At 43.2% G+C, this 19,402-nt stretch carries 15 protein-coding genes and 1 pseudogene; 7 read left to right on the forward strand and 9 right to left on the reverse strand.

What is annotated here, in order from left to right; all coding sequences use genetic code 11:
- The 4 genes and pseudogenes from ACEYJ7_RS03700 to ygiD form a co-directional block, all read left to right on the forward strand.
- Nucleotides 1-243, forward strand: a pseudogene (locus ACEYJ7_RS03700) (EamA family transporter); the annotation flags it as partial.
- A gap of 1 nt (nt 244) precedes the next feature.
- The gene (locus tag ACEYJ7_RS03705) at nt 245-1,165 is read left to right on the forward strand and encodes a DMT family transporter (RefSeq protein WP_373777696.1); all 921 of its coding nucleotides are present in this window, start codon (nt 245-247) and stop codon (nt 1,163-1,165) included.
- A gap of 38 nt (nt 1,166-1,203) precedes the next feature.
- A complete protein-coding gene (gene cgtA, locus ACEYJ7_RS03710) occupies nt 1,204-2,379 on the forward strand; it encodes an Obg family GTPase CgtA (RefSeq protein WP_373777697.1) in 1,176 nt (391 codons plus the stop codon).
- A gap of 142 nt (nt 2,380-2,521) precedes the next feature.
- Nucleotides 2,522-3,307 (forward strand): 4,5-DOPA dioxygenase extradiol, encoded by a 786-nt coding sequence (gene ygiD / locus ACEYJ7_RS03715; protein ID WP_373777698.1) that lies wholly within the window; start codon nt 2,522-2,524, stop codon nt 3,305-3,307.
- 69 nt (nt 3,308-3,376) lie between these two features.
- Here the strand turns inward: ygiD and ACEYJ7_RS03720 are convergent, their stop codons facing one another.
- Genes ACEYJ7_RS03720 through ACEYJ7_RS03730 form a run of 3 tightly spaced genes read right to left on the reverse strand, consistent with a single transcriptional unit; the run spans nt 3,377 to nt 7,328 of the window.
- A complete protein-coding gene (locus tag ACEYJ7_RS03720; RefSeq protein WP_373777699.1) occupies nt 3,377-5,836 on the reverse strand; it encodes a GDYXXLXY domain-containing protein in 2,460 nt (819 codons plus the stop codon).
- Nucleotides 5,837-5,890: 54 nt separating this feature from the next.
- Entirely contained in the window at nt 5,891-6,262 is a 372-nt protein-coding gene (locus tag ACEYJ7_RS03725) for a CrcB family protein (protein ID WP_373777700.1), read from the reverse strand.
- 1 nt (nt 6,263) lies between these two features.
- Complete coding sequence (locus ACEYJ7_RS03730; RefSeq protein WP_373777742.1) at nt 6,264-7,328, reverse strand: MFS transporter; 1,065 nt, start codon at nt 7,326-7,328, stop codon at nt 6,264-6,266.
- Between the two features lie 269 nt (nt 7,329-7,597).
- Between ACEYJ7_RS03730 and hcp the strand changes: the two genes are divergently transcribed.
- Nucleotides 7,598-9,253, forward strand: coding sequence for a hydroxylamine reductase (gene hcp / locus ACEYJ7_RS03735; protein ID WP_373777701.1), 1,656 nt, complete (start codon nt 7,598-7,600; stop codon nt 9,251-9,253).
- A gap of 67 nt (nt 9,254-9,320) precedes the next feature.
- Nucleotides 9,321-10,340, forward strand: a complete 1,020-nt coding sequence (gene hcr / locus ACEYJ7_RS03740; protein ID WP_373767124.1) for an NADH oxidoreductase — start codon at nt 9,321-9,323, stop codon at nt 10,338-10,340.
- 78 nt (nt 10,341-10,418) lie between these two features.
- On the opposite strand, the gene murJ is transcribed toward hcr, so the two are convergent.
- Nucleotides 10,419-11,963 carry a murein biosynthesis integral membrane protein MurJ gene (gene murJ / locus ACEYJ7_RS03745; RefSeq protein WP_373777744.1) on the reverse strand — a complete coding sequence of 515 codons (1,545 nt, stop codon included), beginning with the start codon at nt 11,961-11,963 and terminating at the stop codon, nt 10,419-10,421.
- Nucleotides 11,964-12,231: 268 nt separating this feature from the next.
- Between murJ and rpsT the strand changes: the two genes are divergently transcribed.
- A complete protein-coding gene (rpsT, locus tag ACEYJ7_RS03750) occupies nt 12,232-12,495 on the forward strand; it encodes a 30S ribosomal protein S20 (protein ID WP_373767122.1) in 264 nt (87 codons plus the stop codon).
- Between the two features lie 76 nt (nt 12,496-12,571).
- On the opposite strand, the gene trkA is transcribed toward rpsT, so the two are convergent.
- The 5 genes from trkA to ACEYJ7_RS03775 form a co-directional block, all read right to left on the reverse strand.
- Nucleotides 12,572-13,948, reverse strand: a complete 1,377-nt coding sequence (gene trkA / locus ACEYJ7_RS03755) for a Trk system potassium transporter TrkA (protein ID WP_373777702.1) — start codon at nt 13,946-13,948, stop codon at nt 12,572-12,574.
- 1 nt (nt 13,949) lies between these two features.
- A complete protein-coding gene (rsmB, locus tag ACEYJ7_RS03760; RefSeq protein ID WP_373777703.1) occupies nt 13,950-15,254 on the reverse strand; it encodes a 16S rRNA (cytosine(967)-C(5))-methyltransferase RsmB in 1,305 nt (434 codons plus the stop codon).
- On the reverse strand, nt 15,251-16,204 hold the full coding sequence (gene fmt, locus ACEYJ7_RS03765; protein WP_373777704.1) for a methionyl-tRNA formyltransferase: 954 nt from the start codon (nt 16,202-16,204) through the stop codon (nt 15,251-15,253). The genes rsmB and fmt overlap by 4 nt, the downstream gene beginning before the upstream one ends.
- A gap of 58 nt (nt 16,205-16,262) precedes the next feature.
- Nucleotides 16,263-16,688: a universal stress protein gene (locus tag ACEYJ7_RS03770; protein WP_373777705.1), complete on the reverse strand. Its 426-nt coding sequence runs from the start codon at nt 16,686-16,688 to the stop codon at nt 16,263-16,265.
- Nucleotides 16,689-16,753: 65 nt separating this feature from the next.
- Nucleotides 16,754-19,393 carry a TRAP transporter permease gene (locus tag ACEYJ7_RS03775; protein ID WP_373777706.1) on the reverse strand — a complete coding sequence of 880 codons (2,640 nt, stop codon included), beginning with the start codon at nt 19,391-19,393 and terminating at the stop codon, nt 16,754-16,756.
- Nucleotides 19,394-19,402: the final 9 nt, after the last annotated feature.

Below are 19,402 nucleotides of genomic sequence, written 5' to 3' on the forward strand. Positions count from 1 at the left end.
ATTGCTTATGGCAGTTATGCCGAAGCGCTAAATCGTTGGGAAGTGACGAAAGTGAGTGTTATGATGCCACTGATTCCAATCTGCACCATTTTGTTTTCGCACCTGGCATTTTATTTGCATCCGGAACATTTTACTGAGCCGGATTTTAATCACCTGACATATTTCGGCGCTATCGTTGTTGTATTCGGTGCGATGCTTTCCGCCGCCGGGCATAAACTTTTTTATCGACATAAACGGATTTAATATGAAACCACAGCGTCCATTACTCGGATTTTCGTTAGCTTTACTTACGGCAATGACGTGGGGAGCTTTACCGATTGCGGCACAAAAAGTCTTAAGCATGATGAATGCTCAAACACTTGTATGGATTCGCTTTGTGGTAGCGGCAATCGGTTTGTTCTTGATTTTAGGTTTTACAAAAAAATTGCCGAAACCGACCGCTTTCACTCCACGTTTTCTTTGGTTAATCGGATTAGGCGTGGTAGGTTTGTCGCTGAATTTTTTCTTATTTAGCTATGGTTTAAACTTTATTTCACCAACAACCAGTCAAGTATTGTGGCAGCTAGCCCCGTTCACGATGATCTTATGTGGCGTGGTGATTTTTAAAGAACAGTTTGGGCGACATCAGCAAATCGGCTTGCTGTTGCTCATTATTGGTTTAATTGCCTTTTTTAATGAGCGTTTCGGGGAAATTTTTCAGTTTGGAACTTATGCTTTTGGGCTTCTTGTCGGAGCAGGTGCTGCAGTTGTTTGGGTGGTTTATGCGATCGCCCAAAAGATGATGTTAGCAAAATTTAGTTCACAGCAGATTTTGCTGATTATTTATACGGGTTGTGCATTGCTGCTTACCCCATTTACCAGCCGGATAAACATAGATGGATTTGATCCGTTTTTATTGGGTTGTTTCATTTTCTGTTGTTTAAATACCTTGATTGGTTATGGTGCGTATGCCGAAGCATTAAATCACTGGGACGCATCAAAAGTGAGCGTAGTTACGATTTTAGTCCCGATTTTTACGATGGTTTTTTCAAGCATTGGACATTGGGCATTTCCCGATACCTTTGCCAGCCCTGATATGAATTTATTGAGTTATATCGGTGCATTTATTGTGGTGTCCGGCACGATTTTATCGGCGGTCGGGCATAAATTAGTTAAAAGAAAATAAACATTTCCCTTAGGCTGTATAGGGAAATAGGAGAAGATATGAAATTTATTGACGAAGCCCTGATCCGAGTTGAAGCAGGCGATGGTGGTAACGGTTGTGTCAGTTTCCGCCGTGAGAAATTTATTCCAAAAGGCGGCCCTGATGGTGGCGATGGTGGCGATGGTGGCGATGTCTATTTAATCGCTGACGAGAACCTAAATACGCTCATTGACTACCGTTTTGAAAAACGTTTTGCTGCAGGTCGTGGTGAAAATGGTCGTAGCGCTGGTTGTACAGGGCATCGTGGTAGCGACATTACCTTGCGTGTACCCGTTGGTACTCGTGCGATTGACAACGATACCCAAGAAGTGATTGGCGATTTAACCAAACACGGCATGAAAATGCTGGTGGCGAAAGGTGGCTATCACGGTTTGGGGAATACTCGCTTTAAATCATCAGTCAATCGTGCACCACGTCAAAAAACCAACGGCACACCGGGGGAAAAACGAGATTTACAGTTAGAACTGATGTTACTTGCCGATGTGGGAATGCTAGGTTTGCCGAACGCAGGGAAATCCACCTTTATCCGAGCGGTATCCGCTGCAAAACCGAAAGTCGCAGACTACCCGTTCACAACCCTTGTGCCAAGTTTAGGTGTAGCACGAGTTGGGGCGGATCGTAGCTTTGTGGTGGCAGATATTCCAGGGTTGATTGAAGGTGCGGCTGAAGGTGCAGGCTTGGGGATCCGCTTCCTAAAACACCTAGAGCGTTGCCGAGTACTCATTCACCTTGTCGATATTATGCCGATTGACGAAAGTGATCCTGCACAAAATATCTCGATTATTGAGTCGGAACTTTATCAATACAGCGAAAAATTGGCGGATAAACCGCAATGGCTGGTGTTTAACAAAATTGACACCATTGGCGAAGAAGAAGCGAGAGAAAGAGCCGAAGCGATTGTAGAAGAGATCGGTTGGGAAGGTGATTACTACTTGATTTCTGCCGCCACAGGGCAAAATGTATCCGCTTTAACCCGTGATATTATGGACTTTATCGAAGCAAATCCGCGTGTTGAAGAAGAGGAAAAAGCGAAAGAAGAAGTCGCATTCAAATGGGACGACTATCATCAACAAGCGATGTTAAACCCGATTACCGAAGACGATTGGGACGACTTAGATGATGACGGTTGGACGGAAGAAGATGATGAAGGAATCGAGATCATCTATCAAAAATAGTGCCAAATAATCGGCACGGGCATATTGCTCGTGCCTTTTTCTTTATTTTCCCTTAAGAATATTTTTAAATCCACTAAATACCTTTCTCTGCCTAAAAAGCCTACAATGTTCTTACGTTAAATTTTCCAACAAAGGATATTAAATGAAAAAATTACCGGCTTTATTCGTCGGGCATGGTAGCCCGATGAATGCTATCGATCCTGACAATGTTTTCAACCAAGGTTTCGAACAAATCACAGCAACTTTTGAAAAACCCAAGCTGATTCTCTGTATTTCGGCTCACTGGTATAGTTCGCAGCTACAGATTGCAAGCGGTGAGAATCCGCCAATGATTTACGATTTTCACGGTTTCCCGGATGAACTGAGCGAGATAGTTTATCCCGCAAAAGGCGATCCGGAATTTGCTCAGCAGTTAAAAGCACTGTTAACACCTGAAAATGCAGTGCTTAACCCGACTCGCGGTTTTGATCACGGTGCTTGGGCGGTGTTGAAATATCTCTATCCGAATGCCGATATCCCGGTGGTGCAGTTGAGTTTAGACCGTACCAAACCCGCTCAATGGCATTATGATTTGGCGAAAAAGTTACGTCCGCTTCGTGAACAAGGTGTATTGATTTTAGGCAGCGGCGATATTGTACATAACCTGCGTGCGATCAGCTGGCAGCATATCGATGAGATTGGTGCGGGCTACGATTGGGCTTATGAATTCCGTGATGCGATCAACCATGCGATTGCCGTAAACGACAGCGATGCGTTGGTGAATTTTGAGAAGTTCGGCGAAAGCGCCCATCTTTCGGTCCCGACGCCGGATCACTATTTACCGCTGCTTTATGTCATGGCACAGCGCGAGGACGAAGATAAAATCACCTTATTCAACGATAAATTGGTCGCCGGTTCAATCAGCATGACATCGGTGCTGGTCGGTTAATAAACAAGCGGTCCGTTTTCACTAAAAATTTGCAAATTTTTGGCTGAAACGGACCGCTTGTATTTTTATTTAGAGCGGTTTTAACTGTTCGTCTAACAATCTCAGTAATAACACTCTGCCGTCTTTAAAGCGGAACTCGCCGTATTTTGCCTGATTGTAATGGGCAGCCTTACCTTCGGCGAAGAAATACTCCTGTCCTGCCATAGAAAACCCCCATTTGCTATGCTTTATTGGCACATACAAATTCATTGCACACCCCTCAAATTGCTGAGGTCTATCCGATGCTATACGACATAAAGTAGCAACGCCCGATGCATCCACTTTCAGCAAGGCGTAGATTTGATTCGGGAGATCGTCCCTGGTTAAAAGCGACTCCGATACTTGTGACAATAGTTGATAATTTAACCACATATAATCCCCTTGCATAATAGAACGGGGATCAAACGGCGCCAATTCTAAAATAATCGGTTCACCCTTCGTTAATATTTGTTCATTTTCCACAATAGAATAATTTGCTAAACCCAAACTACAAACTAAGCTACTTAACACAAAAAGCGGCGCACGCTTGCGATAGTCGCCTTTTGGCGCAATATTCACATTCGATTGCGAATCTCGGTGTTGACGATAGAGATAAATCGCCAACATGCCGAATAATAATCCGCAGCTCAATAATAGGAAGGATTTATACAGCAGAGGAATCGCTAAAGAGTAATAGTAAGTGCCTAAAAACCCGATCACTAATAGCATACTGAATACAAACAGAGTACGCATATTATTGAGGTACGCCACTAGCAGTAATGCCAAAAACAGCGATAAATTCAATGAGCCGATAAACGCCAAACCGAATAAGACAAAGCCTGCGATCAGCACTACACTATTTTTCGTTTGTTGCTGTTTATTCGCAAGTACAAAGATAATTAATGGTGCAAAACAGACGGAAAATGTTAACAATACGACTAAAACGGATGAGAAATCAAAAGGATATAAACCTTCCAAGAAATTATGACTAATGGCATTAACAAAATCGGCGAATGAATGAATCTCAGGCAGAGCCTCTGCTTCTTGCTGAGTAATAACATCGATACGCAAACTATAATAGTTTATCAAATGAAAAACTAAAAATGCCCAACCAATCGCTGAGGTATCGTGTTTTAATTTACCCGCAAAATAGAATCCTCCCAACATACCTAATGCTAACCAATAAAAAGAATAATCATTGAAAAACAAATAGAGAAACGTATTGAAATCTTTAGATAAAACGGAGGATTCCCCTTCATAAGAGAAAGTATAGTATTCATTAAATAAATGAAACAAGCTAAACAGAATTAACCCGACAGCAACGATTCGAACCCATTTTCTGTCAATAAAATAATAAACCGCCAAATAAAACGGAATGCCGATTAAAATCATCGAATGGTTATAACTTTCCGACCAATACACCAAATAAATTGAAAGTAATACCATCGAAATTGCCAGCATAATGGGTGAAAAGTATTTTGCTGTATGATAACTCGCGAATCCGGCAAATCCCATCATAATTGCAACAACTAATACGGCACTTTCACTTTGGGTGGTGAGGATCAAAAATCCGGTTAACAGCAACGCAATTAATAGTGCAGCGAACAGATAAAACAGCTGCATAACAACGTGAGATTCTAATTTAGGATACGCGCCCTGAAACAGCCGCTTCACCAGTATTCCCAAGATAATCGTTGCGATAACAGTAAGGATGATACCAACTCCTATTGCTAGTTCTACTAATCCTCCTAAATAATGTTCATTCATCAAAATACTGGTATTGATAACCGTAATCAGCCCAATGTAATAGACGACAAAATTCACTAAGTCACGACGATATTGCAGATAGACAAAAAGTAGACCGCCAAAAATACAGAACAGCAATAGGAGAGGAATGCCATTGTACAAAAACGCATTGACAATCAAAAATGTGGTAAGAAATAAACTTAGCACCTTCGGCATCACGCGCCAATGATCTTTGAAACAACCGACAAAATATTCACTTAATCCCAATAAAATAAGATTTAAGCCAACAATTGGATAATAAGAGTAAGTGTCTAAAAGCCACTCGTTCAACGATACGCTCAGATTTAAGGTGACAATCAACAATAAACCGCCTGCAATATTTGGCAACGCAAGCAATAATGGGATCTGTAATAACGACCAAAGTGCGAATAATTGCCACGGATCAGCACCGGTTTGATAAATTTGCCCGATCAAAGCAAATAATCCTCCTGTTATCACCGCCGCACAAAACCATAGTAATGCCGCTTTATATTTAAATTTTTCCGCTGGTTGATTTTTTGCCTCACGCCGATATAACCAAATACCGATAATTACCAGTAAAGTCAGTAAAATCTGCGAGCCTGTTAGCTTTTGGAATTTTGTCGTTTTATCCCAGTTAGCTGCAATCCACGTGATTACTCCACTCGAAAATAATCCTGCTCCCAATAAAGAAAACAGGAACATCAAATATTTTTGCCAAGATGAAATAAAAAAGTTCGCCGACATATCGTGTTATCCTTTTAAAAAAACGAATATTGCTTATATTTGTAAAAATATCGGTCAAATCCTACCGCTTGTTATTATTTTAATCAACCCGATCCCCAATACTGTTGCGACCAAACCGCTCACAGTATGCAAACCGAATACCGCCAATGCATTCAACCATTTTTCTTGTAACAGTTTTTCACTAATTTCCGCCGAAAATGCGGAAAAAGTGGTAAAACTACCGAGAAAACCGGTAATAATCAGTAATTTATGGCTTTCGTGTAAATTTAATCCGAAAGTCAAACCAATTAAAAAACAGCCTGTGACATTTGCGATTAGTGTACCTAACGCAACCGAATGAAGCAGTGGATTTAACCACAAGCCCAACTGCCAACGGGCAATTGCCCCGAGAATCGCACCAAGCGAAATAAAAATAATTTGACTCATATTAAACCAAGAAGAAATAAGGAATTAAATTCATCACCATCATCGTCAAAATCGACTGGATCAAGCGGGACGATCCGAAGATAAATCCACGATTTTTACCGTTATCAAATTTCACCAGTAAATTTGCCATTGCGGTTAATGCATACACTTCAAGCAAGGTAAAAATCACCAGATAGAGATAAGCAGAAACCAACGAAGCATCATGCAAGGTGATAAACCAAGGCACAACCATACCGACGGATAAAATCGGGCTGACGAAAATCAGTTGCTTACGGGTTAAATTGATATGTTTGGAGAAATACGATTGTAGGGCAACGGTCATTAACCCATTGATAAATAATGCAATCGGGATCTGCTCCGGGGCATTGAGTTTATTGTCAAACAGATAAGGAAAAATCACAAAAAACGACATTGCGACACTTAACGGCACAAACAGCATTAAGTGAACAAAAATAAACTCTTTCGTGATGATTTCACGAATTTGCCCCCAACGGAATTTCACTAAATTGTTCACATTTTCCATTTGGTAGAACGGCTTTGCCATAAACACAAATAACACCGCTTCCAAGAGAAAACAGCACCAAATTAACGCATTGATCTGTTCATATTTGATAAAGGGTATCGCGAGCAACGGAGCTGCCATCGACGACATACTGGTGACCCGTAAGAATTTGCCTTGTAAACGGGTTTTCGCCGCATATTCATCGCCTGCCAATGCAAGTAAGCATGCCCTTGCATTAGTTGCAAACAGACAACTTCCCATACCAAAGCACATTGTCGCCATTAATAGCACCGTGTAGCTTTCCGCAGACAAGAAGAAAACATAGGCGATCACATCGAGCATACAGCCGACTAACATCATTTTCGCTAAACCATAGCGGTCGCCTAATACCCCTGCAAAAATTGCAAGGGCTTGGCTACAAAAAAACAGTACCGACAACGAAAATGCGATCTGAGCGTTAGATAAGCCTTTTTGTTGCAGGTAGATAAAGAAGACCGTTTGCATGGAAAAATAAGCAAGGGTCGAAATAAAACGACGAGTAAGTAATAGTTTTTCTAAAGACATAAGATAGATAAGAAGCTGTTTTTTAGTCTCGGTAATAATGACAACATCATACTGCATTTACAGCAAAATTCGCAGCATGAATTACGATGCCGATGATTTCACAACATATATCCGATTTATCGCATTAATTTAGCCTAGATCAAAAGAAGTGGAAGTTTAGTCGACGAACACTTTTAATTCCTACTAAATCACTCTACTATTTGAACGCTTTAAAACCTACTGTTTTAGTGGGGTATTCTTTTTCTTATTTATTTTTTTGGAGTGATTTTATGTACTGCGTTCAATGCGAACAAACCATGGTAACCCCTGTGGGTAACGGTTGTAGTTTTGGTCAAGGGATGTGTGGGAAAACAGCCGAAACCTCAGACCTGCAAGACTTATTAATTGCCACTTTGCACAGCTTATCCGCTTGGGCGTTAAAAGCACGTGAGCACGGTATCATCAACCACGATGCCGATAACTTTGCACCACGCGCCTTTTTTGCGACATTAACCAATGTCAACTTCGATTCAAACCGTATTGTCGGCTATGCCCAACAAGCGATTAGCTATCGTAACGAATTGATCAAAGCGATCAGCGAAGTCGAGCCGAATCCAACTCTTAACCATCCGCTAGCTTATATTGAGTTGAAAGGCATTTCTATCGACCAATTAGCCGAACAAGCCAAAGCATTTGCACTCGATACCGACCGTAAAGAAATCGGTGAAGAGGTGCACGGCGTGCGTTTATTAGCTTTATATGGTTTAAAAGGCGCGGCAGCTTACCTTGAACACGCTTATGTATTAGGCAAATTCGACAATGATTTATATGTGGAATATCACGGCTTTATGTCATGGTTAGGTACAAAACCAAGCGATTTAAACGAATTGCTCGAAAAATCCCTTGCGATTGGTGCGATGAACTTCAAAGTGATGGCAATGTTAGACGCAGGCGAAACGGAAACGTTTGGCAACCCTGTACCAGCCAACGTCAATATTCGCCCCGTGAAAGGGAAATGTATCCTCATTTCCGGTCACGATCTAAAAGACTTAAAAGAACTACTCGAACAAACCGAAGGTAAAGGCATTAATGTTTATACCCACGGTGAAATGTTGCCGGCGCACGGCTACCCGGAACTTAAAAAATACAAACATCTTGTCGGCAATTACGGTTCAGGCTGGCAAAATCAGCAAAAAGAGTTCGCACGCTTCCCGGGGGCAATTGTGATGACCTCAAACTGTTTAATCGACCCGAATGTGGGCGATTACGCCGATCGTATCTTCACTTGTAACATTGTTGGTTGGCCGGGTGTGGTGCATTTAGAAAAACACAACTTTGCACCGGTTATTGAAAAAGCATTGGCATGCGAAGGCTTCCCATATAGCGAGTTAGAACACTACATCACCGTTGGTTTCGGTCGCAAAACCTTAGTCGATGCTTCTGATGCGGTCATTGATTTAGTCAAAGCCGGTAAACTCAACCACGTTTTTGTGATCGGCGGCTGTGACGGTGATAAGGAAGAGCGCCACTACTACACTGAATTGGCTTACGCTTTGCCAAAAGATACCGCAGTTCTCACCCTCGGCTGTGGCAAATACCGTTTCAATAAATTGGATTTCGGCACCATTGACGGCGGATTACCTCGCCTGTTAGATGCAGGGCAATGTAACGACACCTACTCTGCAATTATGTTAGCCGTTACGCTCTCACAAAAACTCGGTATCGGTTTAAATGAATTGCCACTTTCTATCGTGCTTTCTTGGTTCGAACAAAAAGCCATTATCGTGTTATTAACCCTGTTAGCCTTAGGCGTAAAAAATGTCTACTCCGGTCCGAGCAAACCGGCTTTCTTAAACGATAACGTGATGGCGTTATTACATGAGAAATTCGGCTTAAGCGGTTTAACCACACCGGAACAAGATTTCGGACACATTATCAACAAATAGTCGCAAGTAAGCGGTTGGATTTTGCAAAAAATTTACCGAATCCGACCGCTTGTAAGAGGAATAAAAAATGGCAAATACCAATAAAAATCCGTTATGTATCAATGAACTACAAGTTCATTCTATCGTTAAAGAAGCGCCTCACGTCACCACATTGAACTTTATCGCACAGGACTTCTATCCATACGAAGCAGGGCAATATGCGTTAGTCAGCATTAAAAACACCCCGCACATTACCCGTGCCTATTCGCTGTCATCCACCCCGGGCGAAAGCCGCTTCGTATCCATTACCGTGCGTGAAATTGAGGGGGGTGTCGGTTCAACCTGGTTAAACCACAACGTTAAAGTTGGTGATCAAGTCTGGTTTTCTAACCCAATGGGCGAGTTTTCATGCCAACAAATTTGGGCTGATAACTACTTATTGGTCGGCGCAGGTAGCGGCGTAACTCCAATTATGTCAATGGCACGTTGGTTGCTCGCCAACCGTCCTGAAGTCAATGTAACGGTCATTCACTCGGTACACTCGCCTGAAGACGTCATTTTCAAACAAGAGTGGGCAGCATTAAAAGCGAAATACCCGAAACTGAATCTCGTGATCAACGCATCCGTTGATGCCACCGAAGGCTTTGCAAGCGGTCGAATTTCCACAGAAATTGTCAAAAATGCCGTACCGAATATCGCCGATTACACCGTAATGACTTGCGGCCCTGAAGCCTATATGAATGCGCTGAAAGAGATCGTTCTGTCACTCGGCGGCTTGGAAGAGCGTTTCTTTACTGAAGCTTTCTTCAACACGGCATTAGCCGGCGAAATCAGTAGCGATAAGAAAACCACGCTCACGATCAACGGCGTGTCACAAATCAAAGCAGAAGTGCCGGTCGGCATGACATTATTAGCTGCGCTAGAAGCGCAAGAGCAACCTGTGGTTTCAGGCTGTCGCACCGGTTTATGCGGTTTATGCAAAACCAAAGTGACGGGCGGGAAATATGACGTGGTGAATACCGGCGATTTAACCGAAGACGAGATCGCACAAGGTTACGTGCTGGCGTGTAGTTGCCGTGTGAAAGAAAACGTCTCTGTTACCCTCTAACCCCAATAAACAAGCGGTGACTTTTCCGCCGAATTTTGCAAAATTCCGTGAAAAAGTCACCGCTTGTATTTTATCGTTTTACGCCGAGCGCAAATCTTTCGGGCGGATGCCGAGGGCAATCAATGAGGCAAAATAACTGATCGCCGCCAATATAATCAACCATGCCAACCAATGCACTTTCACCCAAAAGTGCAAGCTTGCCCAACCGTTCAAATCCGGCGAAAAATAAGAGACTAGCGCTCCCATAATACAAGCGGAAATCAGCAGTTTCAGGGTAAATATCGCCGTTTTCAGCGTCACATGATAAATCCCTTTTTGCGCCAAACCGCGATAAAGCAAACCGGCATTGACGGCGGCGGATAGCGCCGAAGCCATCGCCAAACCTAAAAAGCCGAACGGAATCGCCAACACGCCGAAACAGATATTACTGACTGCCGCAATCATCCCAATCTTGACCGGCGTTTTGGTATTTTGGTGAGCGTAAAAACCATTGGCGAGAATGTTGATCAACATATAGCTAATCAAGCCGAAGCACATGATAAACAACGCTTGAGAAGAGGCGATCACATCCGTCAGTTGGAATTTGCCGTGCATAAACATGGTTATCATCATCGGCTGAGCCAACACCATCATGCCAATCATAGCAGGTACACCAAGCAACAACACCATTCTCACGCCCCAATCCATTGTCTGCTCAAAACGGACTTTACGCTGATCGTGTTCAAGATCTTTTTGTTTCGCAATACGGGACAGGCTCGGCAAAATCACCGTCGAAATCGCAATACCGAACAGTCCTAACGGAAACTCAATTAAACGGTCGGCATAATAGAGCCAGCTGATCGACCCGGTAATCAGAAAGCTGGCAATCACTTGGTTTAGCAACAAGTTCAGTTGGGTGACCGACACCCCGAACAAGGCGGGGATCATCAGGTTACGCACTTTTTTCACGCCTTCATCGTGCCACGCCCATTTGGGTTTCACCAACATACCTTCTTTTTTCATAAACGGAATTTGAAATAAGAACTGCAACAATCCGCCTAAAAAAACGCCCCACGCAAGCGCCGTATCGGGCGAATCAAAATACGGCGATGCGAAAATCGCCACCGCAATAATCGCCACATTCAGCAACACAGGAGAAAACGCCATCACGCCGAATTTGCCGATGGAATTTAAAATTGCCCCGGATAACGCAACAAACGTGATAAACCATAAATAAGGAAAGGTAATTCTGAGCAACAACGAGGCTTGTGTGAATTTTTCCGCATTCGGACCGTCATTCAGCCAATCTAAAAACCAGCCCGTCCCGAATAATGCGGCAATCACCGGTGACGCTAACATTGCCACTAGCGTTACGATCGTCACTAAGCCACCGAGCGTTCCGGAAACTTTGGCGATAAATTCGCGGGTTTTGTCAGGGTCGTTATCGGCGTTATATTCCGCTAACACCGGAACAAAGGCTTTAGAGAATGCGCCTTCGGCAAATAAACGGCGAAGAAAATTAGGAATACGGTTGGCGAATAAAAATACATCGGCAGCAACGCCCGCACCGAGTAAGTTCGCGACAACGACATCTCGAATTAAACCGAGTATGCGAGAAATCAATGTCATACCACTGACAATCATGCCGGATTTTAATAATTTCTTGCTCACAATCTGCTCTCTTTGTCTTCTTAAAAAATTGATCGGGATTTTAGCAGTTTGTTATAGGAAAATCAGAAAAAAACTGTTAAAATCCGCCCCTATCTTTTACTCAAGAACACTTCTTGTGTGAAACGATGTTATTTTCAAGCCCGTGTCTCGTTGAAAATGAATCTTTTAAACTATCGATAGCACATAAAACGTTGTTTTATGTTTTTTTTATTTTTACACAGATTTCTTTAGGAGTTTGACCTTGGCTAATATCAAGTCAGCACAAAAACGCGCGATTCAATCTGAAAAACGTCGCCAACACAACGCAAGCCAACGCTCAATGATGCGTACCTTCATCAAAAAAGTATACGCAGCCGTAGCAACCGGCGATAAAGCCGCTTCGGAAGCCGCTTTCGTTGAAATGCAAAAAGTTGTAGATCGTATGGCATCTAAAGGCCTTATCCATGCGAATAAAGCAGCTAACCACAAATCTAAATTAAGCGCGCAAATCAAAAAATTAGCGTAATGCCTTTGTTTAGAAATTTGCAAATTTCTGTTAAAAACCGACCGCTTGTAGGTCGGTTTTTTTATGGGCTTAAACCTTATAAGAAGAAGGTGCCGATTTGGAATAGTTTTTCAATCTCTGCCGACTGCCTTTTATCATTCACAAATATAATGACGTGATCGCCGGCTTCAATTAAAGTAGACTTATGCGCAATCATCACCTGAATACCACGAATAATGGCCCCGACTATCGCTCCTTGCGGTAATTTTAATTCACTGACTTTGCGCCCGACAACTTTGGACGATTCATAATCACCGTGAGCAATTACCTCTATACCTTCCATCAAACCTTGTTTGAACGAGGCAACCCGCACAATATCGCCTTTACGAACGTGGTTGGATAGCGCAGAAATCGTCGCCTGTTGGGGAGAAAGTGCAATATCAATCGTTCCGCCTTGAATTAAATGCAAATATGCCATCTTTTGTACCAACACTATCGCCTTTTTAGCCCCCAAGCGTTTGGCCAGCAACGAAGACATAATATTCGCTTCGTCATCACTAGTTAAGGCAAGGAAAAGATCGATATTCTCGATATGCTCTTCAAACAATAATTCCTGATCAGAAGCATCGCCGCACAGTACGAGGGTTTTGGACAGTTTTTCCGCTAACTTTGCCGCCCGCTCTTGATTGCGTTCGATAAGTTTGACACTGCATTTGTTCTCTAAAATTTGAGCCAAACCGGTGCCGACATTACCACCTCCGACAATCATTACCCGCCGATGCGGTTTGTCCAGTCGCTGTAATTCCGCCATAATCGCTTTGATATGCGGCGTTTCACAGATAAAAAAGACTTCGTCGCCCGCTTCGATAATCGTCGATCCTTGCGGAATAAAGGCTTTATCCTGACGATAAATAGAGAGAATACGTGCATCAATATGCGGAAGATGGTCGGTTAACGCCGAAATAGGATAACCGACTAAAGGACCGCCATAATAGGCTTTTACACTCACCAAGCTGACTAAATTATCGGCAAAGTAGGCGACCTGTAATGCACCGGGATAGTCGACTAAACGCAGAATATCCTGTGTAACCAATAATTCCGGAGCGATAATATGATCAATCGGTAGAACATCATCGGTAAACAACGTGTCTCTTTCTCTTACATAATCGGAATTACGGATTCGAGCGATTTTCGTCGGTACATTAAATAAAGTATAAGCCACTTGGCAGGCAATCATATTACTTTCATCATTATCCGTTACCGCAATCAATAAATCCGCATCACTGGCTCCCGCTTCCCTCAAAACTCTCGGCGAAGCACCATTCCCTTTAATGACACGCAAATCATGTTTGTCTTGTAATTGGGCTAAGCGAGCCTGATCGCTATCAATAATCGTGATATCGTTATGATCGCTTGCTAAATTTTCCGCCAAGGTTGAGCCGACTTGCCCGGCACCGAGAATGATGATTTTCATATTAACTCGCTTGTTTGATTAATTTGGCATAAAAAAAGCCATCACCGCCGTTTGGCTGCGGGAAAAACTGTTTCATGTCTGTTTTTTCGCCGTAAAAATCCATGCCGACTAATATTGCGTCTTGGGTGTTTGCGACAAATCGTTGAATCTGTTCGCTGTTTTCCTCAGGCAAAATCGAACAGGTTGCATAAAGCAACACGCCGTTCGGTTTAAGCGTCGCCCAAAGTGCCGTCAAAATTTTTTCTTGTAACTCGGCAAGTTCGGCAATATCACGCTCTTGACGCAACCATTTTATATCCGGATGACGGCGAATTACTCCCGTAGCTGAGCAAGGCGCGTCTAATAAAATACGATCAAACATAACGCCTTTTTTCAACCATTGTTCAGGTTGGGCGGCATCACCACAGATGATTTTGGCTGTTTGCCCTAAACGTTGTAAATTCTCGCTCACTCGTTTCAAACGCCCTTGCTCAATATCTAATGCAACCACGTTTACTTGCGGAGCCAATTCCAAAATATGAGTGGTTTTTCCGCCCGGTGCGGCACAAGCATCTAAAATCAGTTCCCCGTTTTGGGCGTCCAATAGTTTCGCCGACCACTGTGCATGAGCATCTTGAACCGTTGCCCAACCTTGTTCAAAATACGGCAATTGGCTGACGGAAACGGCTCTATCCAACAGAATCGCACTATCAGGTACGCTACAAGCGGTCGGATTTTGCGTATAATTTACCAAATCGCCAAGTAAGGTTTTGTAGTTTGCTACGCTCGAATATTGCGGATTAACCCGAATCCACATCGGTGGACGCTGATTATTCGCTTCCACAATTTCTCGCCAGTGAGGATAGACTTTTTTCAGCTTATTCACCAACCATTCAGGGTGCAACGTTTGCCAATGTTTATCGACCTTAGTTAAAATTGCATCCTGCTCGCGTAAAAAACGGCGTAATACCCCATTAACTAAAGCACGAAAACTCTCCGCCTTTAACGTTTTGGTCGCATTCACTACTTCATCCACAGCAGCATGGGCAGGTACTCGCATATAAAGTAATTGGTATAAACCGACCAATAATAAGCAATGTACAATACGTGTTTTACCTTTCAGCGGTTTTTCCACCAACTGTTTAATTATCGCTTCCAAACGCGGTAACACTCGGCAAACACCAAAAGTCATTTCCTGCACCAACGGCAAATCTTTCAGCTCAACCCGATTTGTCGATTCGGGAATCAAGCTTGAAAGGGATTTCCCTTGATCAAGTACCTGTAAAATAATTTGTGCCGACAACGCACGGGGAGAAAGTCTTTTCATGATATTATCGTTCCCGCCTTAAACCAGTCTGCCCGCCCGTTTAAGAAATCCTGCACGTTCATAGGTTTCTTGCCGGCAGGTTGAAGTTGGGTGATATTTAATACACCGTCGGCGGTCGCAATTTGAATACCTTGTTTATTCACTGCCAGTACTGTGCCTGCCGGTTTAGCTTGATGAGGCAATACATTCGCTTGGTAGACTTTAATACTCTGCTCGCTGCCGTCAACATCTACAGTGAGGTAGCTAATCGGCCATGGATTAAAGGCTCGAATATTGCGCTCAAGCTGACAAGCGGTGAGATTCCAGTCTAATTTTGCTTCTTCTTTACTGAGTTTTTCAGCATAATCGGCTTGCCCGTCTTGCTGCGGTTCCGGCTTATACTGACCGCTTTCCAAGCCGTTTAATACATCCATTAATGCCGGCGGTGCAAGCTCGGCCAATTTTTGATAAAGAGAGGCTGATGTCTCCGTCGGATCAATCGGTGTGGTGACTTTATGTAACATATCGCCGGTGTCCAAACCAATATCCATTTGCATGATAGTCACTCCCGTCTCTCGATCTCCCGCCCAAATAGCACGTTGAATCGGCGCCGCACCGCGCCAACGCGGTAGCAGTGAGCCATGCACATTCAAACAACCTAAACGCGGAGCTTCCAACACGGTTTTCGGCAAAATCAAACCATAAGCTACCACCACCATCACATCTGCATTTAGTGCCCGTAGTTCGGCTTGCGCTTCTTCTTTTCGTAGCGATTTAGGTTGATAAACCGGGATATGGTGGGCTTCGGCAAGCTGTTTTACCGGACTCGCTTGCAGCTTTTTACCACGCCCGGCAGGTTTATCGGGTTGCGTATAGACTGCAATAACATTGTGTTCGGAATCCAATAATGCTTGTAAATGGGTCGCGGCGAATTCCGGGGTTCCCGCAAAAATAATGTTCAATTTATTCATCTTATCTAAAAAATAATGCCATTCGTTTGAATGGCATTATTGTAACGTAAAATCAAGGTTAACGGAGTATCAAAATCGGTTTATCGCTGTTTCTGGCAACTTTTACCGTATTCGAACTCAAGCCTTTTGCTTTTGGCTTGCTACTGGCAAGCATCACGATTAAATCGACCGATTTTTCTTCGGCAATGCGGTTGATCTCTTCGTAAATAGTACCGTGTGCAACGATATGTTGCACTTTCGCGCCTTCAGGGAAGTTCTCCTGTGTGAAAGCGTGCAATGCTTTATTCGCTTCTTCTACTACCGATTTATCGAAATTTTTCGGTAAAAATGCGGAAATAAAACTGTCATCGATCGGCTCAATAATCGTGACGACGCGATAAACCGCGTTCGGATTATGAGCGGTAATTTGCAATGCGGTGTCAACCACAAATTTGGCACTTTTAAGATCGCTTAAATCAATGGCGATCAGCAATTTGTTATACATAACGGTTCCCCTATTACAAGCGGTCGGAATTTGCAAAAAATTTGCAAAAACCAACCGCTTGTTCGCTATTTCTTAATACGGCGACGTTGATTCCACATGATACCAAAGGCAATCAAATATGCCGGAATAAACATAATTTCTTTCGGCAACGAATTTTGCGGAAGTGAGACTTCAAGAATGGTTTGATCCCAGTTTAAGCCTACTTTTGCCGCCGGCGAATCGATCTCCACGTTATCAATTAAGATTTTTGGTGATGGTTCACCATTAATCTCAATTTTCTCACCGGTATCCAATAACGTTAAACCGAGTGCTTGAAGCCGATCACCGGCGGTTTTGCCTTCAGGCACGGAAAGTTGTGTATAAAACTCAACTTCTTTACCGTAAGGATTCAAGCCGGATACTTTAATCTTCAAATTTTGACCGACCGGTACATTAGCAATTTCTTGGATTAGCTGAACAGGCTCAATATAGCGCTCTGTCGGCGAAATTCTTTCCATAAAGAACCCCGGACGGAAGAACATAAATGCAACTAAAGCCAGCACTAAACTTTCCCACCATTTATTTTTGGTGAGGAAGTAGCCCATTGTTGCTGCGGTAAAGAGCAATATCCCTGTCGTTGCGGTAACAAATACTAAAGTACCTTTCGCCCAACCGACATCAATTAATAATAAATCGGTATTGAAAATGAATAAGAACGGTAAAATGGCAGTTCTTAAACTGTAATAAAAGGCTTCCACCCCGGTTCTAATCGGACTACCGCCTGAAATTGCCGCCGCCGCAAACGAAGCTAAACCGACCGGCGGAGTAACATCCGCCATAATGCCGAAATAGAAGACAAATAAATGTACGGCAACCAGTGGCACAATCAAGCCGTTCTGTTTACCGACTTCAACGATTACAATCGCCATTAATGATGAAACAACGATATAGTTAGCCGTGGTCGGCAGCCCCATACCAAGAATTAAGCTGAAAAGTGCCACAAGGATCAACATTAATAAAATGTTACCCATAGAGAGCATTTCAATAATACCGGAGAGTTGAACCCCAAAGCCGGTAAGTGAAACGGCACCGACGATAACCCCCGCCGTTGCAGTCGCAATCCCGATACCAATCATATTACGTGCACCGGATTCCAAGCCGTCGATTAACTCTTTGACACCTTGTTTTGCAAGTGCAATGTTGTTTGATGCAGGGCCTTTACGGAAGAAGTTCAATAACGGACGCTGAGTAATTAAGATAACCGCTAACGCCATGGTTCCCCAGAATGCCGATAACCCCGGAGACAGCTGTTCAACCATTAAACACCACATTAATACCACAACCGGCAGTAAGAAGTGTAAGCCGGCATTCACTGTCGGTTTACGGCGCGGGAGCTCCACAACCGGTGAATTCGGATCATCCATTTCCAACTCAGGGAAACTTGCAACACGTTTAATTAATAGAATATAAACAACAGCCAGCAATATGCAGACTACTGTAAAGGCAAAATCAGGCGTAATGTTTTTGATCCATCCCAAGCCATAATAAACGACCATTGCCAAACCGACGGTGACTAAAATATAACTTACGATTTTTAGTAACGTGATGAGTAAAGGGCTTGCAGCTTCCACTCGCGCCAAACCTTTTAACCCCATTTTTTGTGCTTCAAGGTGAACGATATAGACCAATGCAATATAAGAAATCAATGCCGGCAAGAATGCATGGGTAATTAATTGACTATATGGCATATTGACATATTCAATCATCAAGAAGGCGGCTGCCCCCATTACAGGCGGCATAATTTGACCGTTCACCGATGAGGCTACTTCAATTGCCCCTGCTTTCTCCGGACTCAATCCGACACGTTTCATCATTGGGATAGTAAATGTCCCGGTCGTTACTACATTTGCAATGGATGAACCGGAAACTAAACCGGTTAATGCCGAGGAGACGACCGCCGCTTTACCCGGGCCTCCACTAAAGTGACCTAAATAGGCAAATGCCGTTTTAATGAAATAGTTACCGGCACCCGCTTTATCCAATAATGCACCGAATAATACGAATAGGAACACATATTTGGTCGAAACGCCCAGTGCGACACCAAAGACCCCTTCAGTGGTGATCCATTGTTGATTGATAATTTGTGAAAGTGAGCCTGAACGATGACTAATAATCCAATTGGTCGGAAGGAATTGACCAAAGTAATTATAGAACAAAAAGACTATTGCAATAATAACCAAGGGTAAGCCAAGGCTACGACGACAAGCTTCAAGCAGTACTAATATCCCTAAACAGCCTGCAATGATATCTTGCATATTTGGGGCACCGAAACGGGTTACTAAACCTTCATAGAAGAAAATATAGTAAGCCCCTAGGAATGCACCTAACATCGCCAAAGCCCAATCTAAATAAGGTACTTTATGCTTTGGAGAAGAGGCAAATGCAGGAAACACCAAATAAGCAAGGAAAAGTGCAAAGGCAAGATGGATAGAACGAGCCTTAGTATCGTCAATCACTACGTTCAACGTCCAACCCATACCACGAACCGTTTCCTGTAACCAAAACGGAAATGGCGAGGTGTAATAAAGTTGAAATAACGACCACATAATTGCCGTTACCACAATAAGTTTTTTAGTAAAACCCGATGGGTTTCGCCCACCGGTATCGCTGGAAGCGACCATATCTTGTAGATCGTCGTAATCTACGCTTTTAGTTTTTTCGGACATAAATCCCCC

It is taken from the genome of Glaesserella sp., from assembly GCF_041814905.1.
Classification (GTDB): Bacteria; Pseudomonadota; Gammaproteobacteria; order Enterobacterales; family Pasteurellaceae; genus Glaesserella.

Bases quoted from the DNA above. Each gene is read 5' to 3' on its own strand.
- ACEYJ7_RS03725 (WP_373777700.1), bottom strand. From the start codon at position 6,262: ATGAGTCAAATTATTTTTATTTCGCTTGGTGCGATTCTCGGGGCAATT.
- ygiD (WP_373777698.1), top strand. From the start codon at position 2,522: ATGAAAAAATTACCGGCTTTATTCGTCGGGCATGGTAGCCCGATGAAT.
- fmt (WP_373777704.1), bottom strand. From the start codon at position 16,204: ATGAATAAATTGAACATTATTTTTGCGGGAACCCCGGAATTCGCCGCG.
- ACEYJ7_RS03730 (WP_373777742.1), bottom strand. From the start codon at position 7,328: ATGTCTTTAGAAAAACTATTACTTACTCGTCGTTTTATTTCGACCCTT.
- hcp (WP_373777701.1), top strand. From the start codon at position 7,598: ATGTACTGCGTTCAATGCGAACAAACCATGGTAACCCCTGTGGGTAAC.
- hcr (WP_373767124.1), top strand. From the start codon at position 9,321: ATGGCAAATACCAATAAAAATCCGTTATGTATCAATGAACTACAAGTT.
- cgtA (WP_373777697.1), top strand. From the start codon at position 1,204: ATGAAATTTATTGACGAAGCCCTGATCCGAGTTGAAGCAGGCGATGGT.
- ACEYJ7_RS03770 (WP_373777705.1), bottom strand. From the start codon at position 16,688: ATGTATAACAAATTGCTGATCGCCATTGATTTAAGCGATCTTAAAAGT.
- rsmB (WP_373777703.1), bottom strand. From the start codon at position 15,254: ATGAAAAGACTTTCTCCCCGTGCGTTGTCGGCACAAATTATTTTACAG.
- ACEYJ7_RS03705 (WP_373777696.1), top strand. From the start codon at position 245: ATGAAACCACAGCGTCCATTACTCGGATTTTCGTTAGCTTTACTTACG.
- ACEYJ7_RS03720 (WP_373777699.1), bottom strand. From the start codon at position 5,836: ATGTCGGCGAACTTTTTTATTTCATCTTGGCAAAAATATTTGATGTTC.
- murJ (WP_373777744.1), bottom strand. From the start codon at position 11,963: ATGATTGTCAGTGGTATGACATTGATTTCTCGCATACTCGGTTTAATT.
- trkA (WP_373777702.1), bottom strand. From the start codon at position 13,948: ATGAAAATCATCATTCTCGGTGCCGGGCAAGTCGGCTCAACCTTGGCG.
- ACEYJ7_RS03775 (WP_373777706.1), bottom strand. From the start codon at position 19,393: ATGTCCGAAAAAACTAAAAGCGTAGATTACGACGATCTACAAGATATG.